Genomic DNA, 12,619 nt, shown 5'->3' with positions numbered 1-12,619 from the left:
ATGGTTGGATTGCAGCAAGTATTTAAATCGTTTGGACTTGCACTGGTGGGAACGATGCATCCACGCATGCTGTGGCTCAGTCTGCGACCATTTCTGATTGTTTCTGTTGTATGGGGTAGTCTCATTTGGCTTGCTTGGACCCCGGCGCTGGAAGCCTTGAGCATTTTCCTCACGACTTCCATGTTCACGAGCTGGATCCAGGAAGGTCTGATTTGGGCTGGCTTTGAAAATGCCAGAGCTTGGATCGCGCCACTATTTTTTGTCATGTTGATCATTCCTCTGATCACGATCAGCCTCTTAGTGTTTATCGCCTTCTCAACCGTGCCAGCAATTGTTAGGATCGTAGCTCGACAATCTGCATATCATGGTTTGGAAGCAAAGCGTGGCGGTGGACTCTTTGGTAGCTTGATGTATACCTTATGGTCTGCGCTGATCTGTTTAGTGTTAGTGATGCTGACCTTGCCAGTGTGGTGGGTTCCTCCGCTCGTAGCTGTGTTACCACCGCTCTTATGGGGTTGGTTGACAATGCGCCTCATGTCATATGATGTCTTAGCTAAGCATGCCAGCACCGAAGAGCGCGATCTTCTAATAGAAAAATATCGATGGTCATTACTCACTATGGGTGTGATCTCGGGCATGCTCGGCGCTGTACCCACATTCTTCTGGGCTACTTCTGCGTTAGCCTTGGTATTGTTTCCAGTAGTGAGTTTTGTAGCCCTTTGGGTGTACTCTCTCATTTTTGTGTTTGCTGCTTTATGGTTTAGCCATTTTCTATTAGATGCGCTGCAAACGCTGAGACAAGAAGAATTAGAAAAATCATTAACAGTAGAAACCCGCTTAGTAGATTCGGAACTTCCATACCATGGATGATGTCATCAAAACAGTAGCAGTGGATGCCTCGACAGAGGGGGTCACAAGACGATTTGGCTTAATCGTGATCGGCGACGAGATCTTGTCAGGTCGTCGTCAAGATAAGCACATGAGTAAGCTCATTGAACTCCTCAATGAACGGGGCTTGAGTCTTTCGTGGGCAAAGTATGTTGCCGATGATTCAGAGCAAATTACAGCAACCCTCAAGCAAAGTTTTGCCAGCGGCGATGTGGTGTTTAGTACGGGCGGTATTGGTGCGACTCCAGACGATCATACGCGCCAATGTGCTGCGTTAGCACTAGGTACAAAAACCGCATTGCATCCGAAGGCGCAAGAGCTCATTGCTGGTCGCATTCAGTCTATGGCAGAGGGTGATCCAATCAAAGCCGATTTGAATACTCCAGAAAATCAACACCGCTTCAAGATGGGTGAGTTTCCACTGGGCAGTGACATCATCCCAAATCCCTATAACCAGATCCCTGGCTTTCGGATTCGGGAACATCATTTTGTTCCGGGCTTTCCGGTGATGGCCGCTCCCATGATGGCTTGGTGTCTGGATACCCATTACCAAGATCTCTTTCATCAAGAAAACTGGGCAGAACAAAGTTTCATTGTGCCCAAGGGTATTGAGTCCACCTTAACCCCGCTGATGGAACGCATAGAAGCTAACTTCCCAGGCGTGAAGGTCTTTAGCCTGCCGTCTGTGGGTGATGCTACTAAGGGCGGTGTATATGCCCAGCGGCATATTGAATTGGGTATCAAGGGCAATGCCAATTTATTAGAAAATGCGTGGATTGCCCTAAGAGCGGGCACCCAAGAGCTTGGCTATGAGATTCATGAAATTTCTTAAGTCAATTTTGCACTAAAGTAGTGCACATATCCTTTTTAGAGTCGATCAAAGAGCTAATCAAGCACTTAATTAGTGCAATAATGAAGATTCCCTGTTGTTTGCTTCAGTAAATTAGATACATCCAATAGGCATGTAGATGCCTGGAATGAACAAGGGTGTATGCCTTAGGTTTGAATTCCGAGTTTTGTTTATAGAGGAGATTTGCATGACGAAGACCGTCGCTGATGTGATGAAGTTAGTTAAAGAGAAAGAATGTACTTTCGTTGATTTCCGCTTTGTAGATACAAAGGGTAAAGAGCAACATACGAGTGTTCCTATCTCTGCTTTTAACGAAGATAAATTTGAGAGTGGTCATGCCTTTGACGGCTCCTCTATCGCTGGTTGGAAGGGTATTGAAGCTTCTGATATGTTGTTGATGCCAGATCCAACTGCTTGCTATATCGACCCATTCTATGAAGAGCCTACCTTGGTAATCACATGTGATGTGATCGAGCCATCAGATGGCAAAGGCTATGACCGTGATCCACGTTCTATTGCAAAGCGTGCTGAAGCGTATTTGAAGAGTTCTGGTTTAGGTGATGCAGCTTACTTTGGTCCAGAGCCAGAGTTCTTTATTTTTGATGGCGTGCGTTGGGGTGCTGACATGCAGGGCTGCTTCGTGAAGATTGATTCCGAAGAAGCGCCATGGTCATCAGGCCTTGAAGTTGAAGGTGGTAACACTGGTCACCGTCCAGGTAAAAAAGGCGGCTACTTCCCAGTTGCTCCAGTAGATACATTCCAAGATATGCGTTCTGAAATGTGTTTGATTCTCGAATCATTGGGCATACCGGTTGAAGTTCACCACCATGAAGTTGCTGGTCAAGGTCAAAACGAATTGGGTACTAAGTTCAGCACATTGACTCAACGTGCTGACTGGACTATCTGGCAAAAGTATGTAGTACAAAATGTTGCTCATGCTTATGGCAAGACTGCAACCTTCATGCCTAAGCCAGTAGTGGGTGATAACGGTTCTGGTATGCACGTGCACCAATCTGTTTGGAAGAATGGCGAAAACTTGTTTGCTGGTAATGGTTACGCAGGTTTGTCAGAGTTTGCGCTCTACTACATCGGCGGCATCATTAAGCACGCTAAAGCATTGAACGCTATTACTAACCCAGGTACAAACTCATATAAGCGTTTGGTTCCAGGCTTTGAAGCTCCAGTAAAGTTGGCATACTCAGCACGCAACCGTTCTGCTTCTATTCGTATTCCACACGTTCCAAGTCCTAAGGGTCGTCGTATCGAAACCCGTTTCCCAGATCCATTAGCAAACCCATACTTGGCATTCTCGGCCTTGTTGATGGCTGGTTTGGACGGCGTCCAGAATAAGATTCACCCAGGTGAAGCTGCTGACAAAAACTTGTATGACTTGCCACCAGAAGAAGATGCAAAGATCCCAACCGTTTGCGCAAGCTTGGAAGAAGCTTTGGCAGCACTCGAAAAAGATCATGAGTTCTTGACCCGCGGTGGTGTATTTACAGAGTCTATGATTGATGCCTATATCAATTTGAAGATGGAAGATGTCACACGTTTCCGTATGACTACCCATCCAATCGAATTTGATATGTATTACTCCCTGTAAGCGAAGGAAAGAACTTGAGCGCAGGTTTGTTGCGCAATTCGTTCAAGGGAGCAGCTTCGGCTGCTCCTTTTTTTCCGACATTGCTCGATCAGATGCCCAATGCCATCGTGGTTTTTGAGGCGGAGAACCAACAATTGGTTTATGTGAATCCGGCTGCCGAGTCAGCTTTGGATCTCTCGCGTAAATCACTTGAGGGTCAATCTGTGTTCGACTTATTTGGCGATAACACTGCTCTGAATAGCATGATTACCGAAGTGAAGCTCGGCCATGTATCGGCTCAACGCCAAGAGATGGTCTTGCATTCCTTGCCAGGAAGTATTCACCAAGATTCTATTCCAGCTCACGTGGTAATCGCGGCCTTAGAAGATCCCGTTTTAATCATGATGGAATGGTTCCCCATTGATCAGCAGCTGCGTAGTGAACGCGATGAGCGTGTGACGCAGCAAGTCGAAGCTAATAAACAGCTCATGCGCAATTTGGCACATGAGATTAAAAACCCATTAGGTGGTATTCGTGGGGCAGCTCAGCTCTTGGAGTTTGAGTTGTCTGAAAAAGGTTTGCATGAATACACGCAGGTCATTATCAAAGAGTCTGATCGTCTACAAACTTTAGTAGATCGTCTTTTAGCACCTCACCGCAAGGCCCATGTCATGGAAGCCTTCAATGTGCATGAAGCACTGGAGCGAGTGCGGAGTTTGGTGTTGGCAGAGTTCCCTAAGGGTTTAAGGATTATTCGTAACTATGACACTAGCTTGCCTGATGTTATGGGGGATCGTGAGCAATTGATACAAGCAGTACTCAATATTGTGCATAACGCAGCCCAAGCCCTTTCTGAAGAAATCACCCAGGGTGTTGCACAAATCGAATTAAAAACCCGGGTCGCTCGTTCCGTCACGATTGCGAAGCAACGCTATAAGTTAGCGATGGATCTGCACGTGATTGATAACGGCCCTGGTATTCCAGAAGAAATTATTGAACGCATCTTCTTCCCATTAGTTTCTGGGCGAGAAGGGGGTAGTGGTTTAGGTTTAACTTTAGCGCAAACCTTTGTTCAGCAACACCGGGGCTTTATCGCTTGCGAAAGTCGCCCTGGACGTACCGATTTTCATATTCAAATTCCATACCGTAGGCAGGAGAAAACATCATGAAACCAATTTGGATCGTCGACGATGACCAATCAATTCGTTGGGTTTTAGAAAAAGCCTTAGCGCGAGAAAACATTCCGCATAAGAGCTTCTCTAACCCAAATGATGTGCTAAATGCTTTGGAAAAAGAGACCCCGCAGGTATTGATTTCTGACATTCGCATGCCGCGCGGTAATGGCTTGGATTTATTGCAACATGTCAAAGCGAGCCATCCAAACTTGCCCGTCATCATCATGACGGCTTATTCGGACTTAGATTCTGCGGTATCTTCATTCCAAGGCGGTGCATTTGAATATCTCACCAAACCGTTTGATATCGAGAAAGCAGTCGAGCTGATTCATCGTGCAGTAGAGCAGGGTATTCGCAGTGAGTCAGGCAATAAGGAACTTGGCGCTTGGAGACAAGAATCCACCGAGATTATTGGTCAAGCACCTGCAATGCAAGAGATCTTCCGTGCGATTGGTCGTTTGGCGCAATCCCATGCAACGGTCTTAATCACCGGTGAGTCTGGTGCAGGCAAAGAGCTGGTAGCCCACGCTTTGCATAAGCACAGCCCTAGAGCAAAAGGTCCCTTTATATCCTTAAGTACTTCTGCCGTTCCTAAAGACCTGCTTGAATCAGAGTTATTTGGTCATGAGCGTGGCGCTTTCCCAGGGGCGCAGACCTTGCGTCGGGGCCGCTTCGAGCAAGCAGACGGTGGCACATTGTTCTTAGGCGAGATTGGAGATCTACCATTCGACTTACAAACCAGACTCTTGCGTGTTTTGACCGATGGTCATTTCTATCGCCTCGGTGGCCAAGATCCGATTAAAGCGAATGTTCGCATCATTGCATCTACCCATCAGAATCTTGAGCAGCGAGTTGCAGCAGGATTCTTTCGCGAAGATTTGATGCATCGTCTTAATGTCATTCGTTTGCGTATGCCATCCTTACGTGAGCGTAGTGAAGATATTCCGATTTTGGCAAGACACTTCATGCTCACTTGTGCAAAGTCTTTAGGAGTAGAGTCTAAAAAACTGTCAGATGAAGTTCTGAAAGAAATGAGTGCGATGCCTTTTCCAGGTAATGTGCGTCAGCTTGAGAATCTCTGTCACTGGTTAACTGTGATGACCCCAGCCAGCGTCATTGGTGCAGGTGATCTTCCTGCAGATATTGTTGCCCAGGCTAGCGAGCAGCCTCTGGTCTTGCATGGTGAATCGTCGCCAAGCAGTCCTGCAACAGCTAAATCTAGTTCTGGTGATTGGGAGAGTGCTCTTGGTCGCTTGGCGGTCAAAATGCTACAGGATGGTGATAAAGAGGTTTACGATGCACTATGCTCACGTTTTGAGAAAGCGGTGTTGATAGCTGCCTTGGAGGTCACGCGGGGTCGTCGGGTTGAAGCCGCGCAGCGTTTGGGCATTGGACGTAATACCATTACCAGAAAATTGCAGGAACTGGGGATAGATGACTGATTCAATCCGAATTGCGGCGTGGAATGTGAATTCCTTAAAAGTTCGCCTGCCACACGTACTTCGTTGGTTACAAGATCAGGAACAAAAGAAACAGCCGATAGATGGCTTGTGTTTGCAAGAGCTCAAACTCACGGATGATAAGTATCCCCATCAAGAGCTAGAGGCAGCGGGATATCTGAGTCTCGCTGCCGGTCAAAAGACTTACAACGGTGTTGCCATTATTGTGCGCAAGGCTGCTTTGGCCTCGATTGCTTCTGATGCAGCCACTACATTTTTAAAGCCCACCAGAAATATTCCTGATTATGAAGATGAGCAACAGCGCATCTTAGCTGCAACCATTCCATTTGCTGGAATGCAACCCATCAGACTGATCTCAGCTTACTTTCCAAACGGACAGTCGCCAGATAGCGATAAGTTTGCCTACAAATTGAATTGGCTACATTCATTACAGACCTGGCTTACTCAGGAGCTGCAACAGAATACGCGTTTGGCTCTCTTAGGTGACTTTAATATCGCTCCAGCAGATGAAGATGTTCATGACCCTAAAGCATGGGAAGGGCAGAATCTGGTGTCCCCTCCAGAGCGTTATGCTTTTCAGGAGCTCTTGAAGCTTGGCATGAGCGACTCCTTCAGAATGTTTGAACAAGCACCTAAAACATTCAGTTGGTGGGACTATCGCATGATGGGCTTTAGAAGAAATGCTGGCATGCGTATCGATCATATTTTGCTAAGCGATGCTCTCAAAGAAAAGTGTAGTGCCAGCGTCGTTGATAAAGAGCCTAGAACCTGGGAGCAGCCTTCAGACCATGCCCCAGTGATTGCTGAGATCAAAAAAGCGTAAGAGCTGAATTCATCGTATCCAAAGCAAGTTGAATGGTGATGAACCCATGATGCCTATTTTGTATTCTTATCGACGATGTCCTTATGCTATGAGGGCACGTATGGCCTTGAAATATGCCGGCATTCCATATGAGCACAGAGAGATTGTTTTAAGAGATAAGCCCAAATCAATGCGGCTGTTATCGCCTAAAGCTACCGTACCCGTTTTTTGTGTGGATGACTTAGTGATTGATCAAAGTTTGGATATCATGCGATGGGCTTTGGATCAATCGGATCCAGATGGCTGGAAGACTGTGGATGAGCAGGCTGCGCAATCTTGGATTGAGAAAAATGATGGCCCCTTTAAAAAACGATTAGACCAATATAAATATCCGAATCGATATCCTGAGCTTGATCAAGGAGAAGTTCTTAGTGAAGCAATAGACCTAATGTTAAAACCTATGGAAGATGCACTACAGTCAGATCAATACTTGTTAGGCAACCGAATGGCTTGGGTGGATGTAGCTATTTTTCCGTTTATCAGACAGTTTTCTATGGTCAACCCAAAAAGCTTTGAGGAAATGCCATTTCCCAATACCAAAAAATGGTTACACGATCACATTCAATCAGACTTATTTAATGCTGTGATGGAGAAGCATTCAGCTTGGATTGATTCAGATTCAGAGATCAAGAAGACTTAGCTTAATCAAGCGAAGGTTTTAGTATAGTTACAGGCATTCATCCTATTAATAGAAAAATGTAGTGATAAGGCATTTATGAAAACATCAATTACCTCTTTAGTCCTTGCTACCTTGTTGGGATTACTTTCTTTAACCGTATGCGCCGATCCTCCAGTTCCCCCGTTTTATGAGGAAGTGATCAAAATGAGTCCTCAGGGTAAGCTGGGACAAATCCTGAAGAAGGAAAGGATCAAAACATCGGTGAAGGGTGCGCAGGCTTGGAGGATTGCCTATATTTCCTCTGATATTGCAGAACGTAAGACGATCGCAACGGGTTTGATAGTAGCCCCTATTGGTCAAGCTCCCAAAGAGGGAAGGCCGATCTTGGCGTGGGCTCACGGCACAACAGGGTCAGCTCAAAATTGTGGCCCATCACAAATTATCAATCCCACCTCTCCTTTGAATGAGTATTTCTTAATGGATGGGAACTCATGGACTGATTATGGTATTCCAAACGTAGAGGAATTTATTAAAGAAGGCTACGTCATAGTTGCTACCGACTATCAAGGTCAAGGTGGCGGCGGTAAACACCAGTATGCTGTTGCTGGAACTAATGGTAGAGATGCCATAAACTCTGCAAGAGCGGCTAGCTCTATGAAAGAAGTTGGCGCTGGTAAGAAGACGATTATTTATGGCTGGTCACAAGGCGGTGGAGCAACAATTGCGGCTGCAAGTCTGCCGGACTATCAAGCTCTGAAGGGTACTGCTGCAGATAATTTGCAATACCTTGGGTTTGTTGCATTGGCGCCAGATGATATAGCAGCAATGCTTCCAAAATTGCCGGCTGATGAGTCGAGTGCTAATAAGCTGATGAATGAATTTACTCAGGCCAATATTCCGAATGTGTTTTTATTTGCGCACTATGTAATGGGCTTGTGGGGTGCCCAAGCCGCCAATCCTAATCTGAAATTAACAGATATTTTGACTGATGAAGGTGCAAAAGTAGTTAATCGGTTGGCCAGCAATAAATGTGTTCATGTGATGGCTGATACCTTCAACTTTGCTTATGGAGATCAATACAAGTCCCTCTTGAAGCCTACGGCTAGTAACTCCTTGGCATGGATAAAAGCATTTATTGATGGAAGTGTGAAGCCCGTGAAGCCGGTAGCACCAGTGGTGATTTATTGGGGAACAAAAGATACCGCTGTTCCACCTATCATGCATGAGCTCTATCAAAAGCAGATGTGCGCCATGGGTGCGAATGTAGGAAGAAACCAGTTACTTGGCGAGCAATCTCACTTTACAACTCCCGGTGTTTCAGCGCCAATGTATCTTGCTTGGGTGAAGGACCGCATTGCAGGTAAGCCATTAGAAAATGCATGCCCGCAACTAAGTCCAAAGTAATAATTTCAGCTCCTATAAGCTTACCTATTAAAACCACCCTTAGGTGTTTTTCATTCACCTAGTGCTTGCCTTGTCATTAAGCTAAACCACCATGACGCAATAAGGCATCGATACTTGGCTCACGTCCGCGAAAGGCTTTGAAGGATTCAGCTGCAGGACGGCTACCGCCGACTTCTAAAATTTCTTCGCGATAACGTGACCCTGTCTTAGGATCAAGTACGGAACCCGTGAGTTTGGCCGCCTCTTCAAAAGCAGAGTAGGCATCAGCAGATAGAACCTCAGCCCATTTATAGCTGTAGTAGCCAGCTGCATAGCCACCAGCAAAGATATGGCTGAAAGTATTAATCCACCGAGAGATCTCAGGCTGTGGGATCACATTAAAGTCAGCGGCAATCTTGCGAGAGAGTTCAAGAACAGCCTGTCCCTGCGCACTCTTTGCATCAAAGTGAGAATGTAAGCGCCAATCGATTAATGACATCACAATTTGACGTAAGGTCATTAAGCCATTTTGAAAATTCTTGGCAGCTAAAATCTTTTCAAATAATTCACGGGGCAATGGTTTGCCTGTTTCAACATGCGCAGTCATTTTCTCCAGGACTTCCCATTCCCAGCAGAAGTTCTCCATAAATTGACTAGGCAATTCCACAGCATCCCATTCAACGCCATTGATTCCTGAGACGCCTAGAGCGCTCACTTGAGTTAACAGATGGTGTAGACCATGACCACTCTCGTGGAATAGGGTAATCACATCATCATGGGTAATCGTGGGTTGACGCAATATGCCATCGACCTTCACTGGCGGTGCAAAGTTGCACACTAAATACGCAACCGGTATTTGAATTTCACCATTGGGTAGTTCTCTGCGGCCGCGGGCATCATCCATCCAGGCGCCACCACGTTTACCAGAGCGTGCATAAGGATCAAGATAGAAATAAGCCACGATATTGCCTTTGGCATTCTTCACGGAGAATGACTGGACATCTGCATGCCAGGTTGGTAAGTCAGCCGCCTCAATCTTGACACCGAAGAGCGTTTGAATCACGCCAAATAAGCCATCCAATACTTTAGGCAGTGGGAAGTATTGTTTAAGCTCATTTTCAGAAAATGAATAGCGCTCTTGTTTCAAGCGTTCAGCTGCAAAGGCCGTATCCCAAGGCTGAACACCATCAATGAGACCCAGTTCAGTTTTCGCAAATGCACAAAGCTCATCCCAATCCCGTTGGGCATACGGTTTTGATTTATTGGCAAAGTTTGTTAAGAAGAGATCTACTTCATCCACGGTATTAGCCATTTTGGGCGCTAAGCTCAGCGCGGCGAAATTAGCAAAGCCGAGCATGCGCGCTTCTTCATCACGCAAGCGCAATTGATCAAGCATATTCTGAGTATTGTCCCAAGCAATATTGCCCTGGGCGTATTGCGGACCAAGCTCAGAAGAGCGGGTGACATAAGCTTCATACATTAAGCGGCGTAGCTCACGATTTTCGGAGTACTGCATGATTGGGTAATAGGATGGGAAGTGCAGGGTAAAAGCCCAACCCTTTAAGCCCTTTTGTTGGGCTGTATCGGCTGCTGCTGCTTTAACATCTTCTGGTAAACCGATGAGATCAGATTCATTGCTGACAAGATGAACGAAACCATCGGTTGCATCTAAGACGTGATCTGAAAACGCTTTGCCTAAAATAGCCTGCTCGTCTTGGATTTGAGCAAAGCGGGGTTTATCGGCATCATTGAGTTCGGCGCCACCAAGCCGAAAGTCTCTTAAAGAGTTCTCAATCACTTTCTTTTGCGCGCGATTGAGTTTAGTAAACTCAGGACCTTTGCTGAGCTCTTTAAATTTTTGATACAGCGCTAAGTTCTGTCCGAGGCTAGAAAAAAATGCAGTCACGTCTGGAAGCATTGCTCCGTAGGTAGATCTTAACTCAGGAGTATCAGCCACACTATTGAGGTGAGAGATCACGCTCCAAGATCTTCCCAAAGATTCTGTTGCATCCTCTAATGGCTCAGCAAGATCATCCCAGGTTGCAGGTGTATTGGGATTAGTGGCAAGATCCACTGCATCTTGAGCATGTTTGAGTAGAAACTCTATCGCTGGCGTGATGTGTTCAGGCTTAATTTCAGAGTAAGTGGCAATACCCCGACCAAAAGTCAGGAGTGGATTATTTTGTAATGCAGGGGGTAGAGATGCAGAGAGGGATGTATTCATCCCTCTAGCTTAATGGATCTAGGGCTTGGCTGCTTTTTCAGCTGCCTCTAAAGTGTTCATTAAGAGCATGGTGATTGTCATAGGGCCAACGCCACCAGGAACGGGGGTAATCCAGCCGGCGATATATTTGGCCGCATCGAAATCCACGTCGCCGCAAAGCTTCCCGTCGGGTAGGCGATTGATGCCAACGTCAATCACTACGGCACCGGTTTTGACCATATCTCCAGAAACCATTTTGGGTTTTCCGGTAGCTACTACCAGGATGTCGGCATCTTTAGTGTGATGAGCCAAATCCCGTGTTTTGCTATTACAAATAGTCACGGTTGCACCGGCTTGTAATAACAACATCGCCATGGGTTTGCCGACGATATTGGAGGCGCCAACGATCACTGCCCGTGCCCCCCGAATAGGGTAATCAATACTCTCCAGAATCTTCATGCAACCATAAGGAGTACAGGGTTTGAATGCAGGTTGGCCAACCATTAAAGCACCAGCATTGGCTACATGGAAGCCGTCCACATCTTTTTCTGGAGCAATAGCTTCTAGTACACGCTCAGAGGCAATGTGTTCCGGTAGTGGTAGTTGCACCAAGATGCCATGAATCGCAGGGTCAGCATTTAAGGTAGCAATACGAGCCAGTAATTCTTCTTCGCCTAATTCGGCGGAGTAGCGCTCTAATACAGAATGAAAACCTACATCTTCACAGGCCTTCACTTTATTACGGACATAGACTTGGCTAGCTGGATTGTCACCTACGACGATCACGGCTAAACCAGGGCGAACACCTTTGGCAGTAACGATCGCACCACGGGCAGCAATTTCTGCGCGCAGTTTCTTAGAGAGAGCGTTTCCGTCGAGTAATTGAGCAGGCATTACAGGTGAATATTAAAGTAAGGATGAATACATTAATTCGGTTGTGGGTCGGACAAGGCAAGGCGTAATAGGTCGGCAACTGTATTGACGTTGAGCTTTTCCATAATGTTGGCGCGGTGTGCCTCAACAGTCTTAATGGAGATACCGAGGTCATCTGCAATCTGCTTATTCAGGCGTCCAGCAACAATACGCTCTAACACTTGACGCTCACGCCCAGTCAGCTTGCTAAGTAAACTTTGGGTAATCTTGCGCTGACTTGCTTGTGAGTAATCCACGCGTGCCTTAGCGAGCATGCGATCGACTAAGCTGCAGAGATCATTTTCTTTAAATGGCTTTTCAATAAAATCTACTGCACCACGTTTCATAGTCGAGACCGCCATAGAGACATCGCCATGACCTGTGATGAAGGCAACTGGCATCGGTAAATTTTCACTAATGAGACGCTCTTGTAATTCAAGGCCAGACATACCGGGCATGCGCACATCCAAAATAGCGCAGGAGATAGTGGACTTATCAGTACTCTGTAACGATTGCAAGAAACGTTCAGCACTGGCGTGACAACGCACTATATAACCATTGCTTTCCAGAAGCCAGGTCAGAGAATCACGCACTGCTTCATCATCGTCGACAACGTAGACAACTTCTGCCTGGGTTGGTTTGGTGCTGGTACTAAGGTTCATATCGGGTCTCGCAAGGTGATTCA

At 46.3% G+C, this 12,619-nt stretch carries 11 protein-coding genes; 8 read left to right on the top strand and 3 right to left on the bottom strand.

Annotation, left to right across the window (positions count from 1 at the left end; genetic code table 11):
- The 8 genes from ICN21_RS03005 to ICN21_RS02970 all read left to right on the top strand — a co-directional run bounded on the left by ICN21_RS03005 (position 1) and on the right by ICN21_RS02970 (position 8,840).
- Positions 1 to 870: an EI24 domain-containing protein gene (locus ICN21_RS03005; RefSeq protein ID WP_216176602.1), complete on the top strand. Its 870-nt coding sequence runs from the start codon at positions 1 to 3 to the stop codon at positions 868 to 870.
- Positions 863 to 1,720, top strand: coding sequence for a molybdopterin-binding protein (locus ICN21_RS03000; RefSeq protein ID WP_216176600.1), 858 nt, complete (start codon positions 863 to 865; stop codon positions 1,718 to 1,720). The genes ICN21_RS03005 and ICN21_RS03000 overlap by 8 nt, the downstream gene beginning before the upstream one ends.
- 205 nt (positions 1,721 to 1,925) lie before the next feature.
- The gene (gene glnA, locus ICN21_RS02995) at positions 1,926 to 3,341 is read left to right on the top strand and encodes a type I glutamate--ammonia ligase (protein ID WP_215294896.1); all 1,416 of its coding nucleotides are present in this window, start codon (positions 1,926 to 1,928) and stop codon (positions 3,339 to 3,341) included.
- Positions 3,342 to 3,367: 26 nt separating this feature from the next.
- Positions 3,368 to 4,489, top strand: coding sequence for a nitrogen regulation protein NR(II) (glnL, locus tag ICN21_RS02990; protein WP_370624045.1), 1,122 nt, complete (start codon positions 3,368 to 3,370; stop codon positions 4,487 to 4,489).
- Complete coding sequence (gene ntrC, locus ICN21_RS02985) at positions 4,486 to 5,937, top strand: nitrogen regulation protein NR(I) (protein ID WP_216176598.1); 1,452 nt, start codon at positions 4,486 to 4,488, stop codon at positions 5,935 to 5,937. The genes glnL and ntrC overlap by 4 nt, the downstream gene beginning before the upstream one ends.
- A complete protein-coding gene (xth, locus tag ICN21_RS02980) occupies positions 5,930 to 6,778 on the top strand; it encodes an exodeoxyribonuclease III (protein ID WP_216176597.1) in 849 nt (282 codons plus the stop codon). The genes ntrC and xth overlap by 8 nt, the downstream gene beginning before the upstream one ends.
- A 46-nt stretch (positions 6,779 to 6,824) precedes the next feature.
- On the top strand, positions 6,825 to 7,457 hold the full coding sequence (locus ICN21_RS02975) for a glutathione S-transferase (protein ID WP_216176596.1): 633 nt from the start codon (positions 6,825 to 6,827) through the stop codon (positions 7,455 to 7,457).
- 75 nt (positions 7,458 to 7,532) lie between these two features.
- Entirely contained in the window at positions 7,533 to 8,840 is a 1,308-nt protein-coding gene (locus ICN21_RS02970; RefSeq protein WP_216176595.1) for an alpha/beta fold hydrolase, read from the top strand.
- 76 nt (positions 8,841 to 8,916) lie between these two features.
- Here ICN21_RS02970 and ICN21_RS02965 read toward each other — a convergent pair whose 3' ends face one another.
- The 3 genes from ICN21_RS02965 to ICN21_RS02955 are packed head-to-tail and all read right to left on the bottom strand — an operon-like array spanning position 8,917 to position 12,596.
- Positions 8,917 to 11,043: a M3 family metallopeptidase gene (locus tag ICN21_RS02965; protein WP_216176594.1), complete on the bottom strand. Its 2,127-nt coding sequence runs from the start codon at positions 11,041 to 11,043 to the stop codon at positions 8,917 to 8,919.
- A gap of 18 nt (positions 11,044 to 11,061) precedes the next feature.
- Positions 11,062 to 11,916, bottom strand: a complete 855-nt coding sequence (folD, locus tag ICN21_RS02960; RefSeq protein ID WP_215294884.1) for a bifunctional methylenetetrahydrofolate dehydrogenase/methenyltetrahydrofolate cyclohydrolase FolD — start codon at positions 11,914 to 11,916, stop codon at positions 11,062 to 11,064.
- 32 nt (positions 11,917 to 11,948) lie between these two features.
- On the bottom strand, positions 11,949 to 12,596 hold the full coding sequence (locus ICN21_RS02955) for a response regulator transcription factor (RefSeq protein ID WP_215294883.1): 648 nt from the start codon (positions 12,594 to 12,596) through the stop codon (positions 11,949 to 11,951).
- Positions 12,597 to 12,619: the final 23 nt, after the last annotated feature.

Origin of the sequence: Polynucleobacter sp. AP-Feld-500C-C5, from assembly GCF_018882265.1 — a bacterium.
In the GTDB taxonomy this organism is placed as follows: domain Bacteria; phylum Pseudomonadota; class Gammaproteobacteria; order Burkholderiales; family Burkholderiaceae; genus Polynucleobacter.
This window is presented reverse-complemented; position numbering and strand designations above follow the sequence as displayed.

Excerpts from the sequence above, each read along its gene's own strand:
- ICN21_RS03005 (WP_216176602.1), top strand. The coding sequence starts at position 1 with ATGGTTGGATTGCAGCAAGTATTTAAATCGTTTGGACTTGCACTGGTG.
- ICN21_RS03000 (WP_216176600.1), top strand. The coding sequence starts at position 863 with ATGGATGATGTCATCAAAACAGTAGCAGTGGATGCCTCGACAGAGGGG.
- glnA (WP_215294896.1), top strand. The coding sequence starts at position 1,926 with ATGACGAAGACCGTCGCTGATGTGATGAAGTTAGTTAAAGAGAAAGAA.
- ntrC (WP_216176598.1), top strand. The coding sequence starts at position 4,486 with ATGAAACCAATTTGGATCGTCGACGATGACCAATCAATTCGTTGGGTT.
- xth (WP_216176597.1), top strand. The coding sequence starts at position 5,930 with ATGACTGATTCAATCCGAATTGCGGCGTGGAATGTGAATTCCTTAAAA.
- ICN21_RS02975 (WP_216176596.1), top strand. The coding sequence starts at position 6,825 with ATGATGCCTATTTTGTATTCTTATCGACGATGTCCTTATGCTATGAGG.
- ICN21_RS02970 (WP_216176595.1), top strand. The coding sequence starts at position 7,533 with ATGAAAACATCAATTACCTCTTTAGTCCTTGCTACCTTGTTGGGATTA.
- ICN21_RS02965 (WP_216176594.1), bottom strand. The coding sequence starts at position 11,043 with ATGAATACATCCCTCTCTGCATCTCTACCCCCTGCATTACAAAATAAT.
- folD (WP_215294884.1), bottom strand. The coding sequence starts at position 11,916 with ATGCCTGCTCAATTACTCGACGGAAACGCTCTCTCTAAGAAACTGCGC.
- ICN21_RS02955 (WP_215294883.1), bottom strand. The coding sequence starts at position 12,596 with ATGAACCTTAGTACCAGCACCAAACCAACCCAGGCAGAAGTTGTCTAC.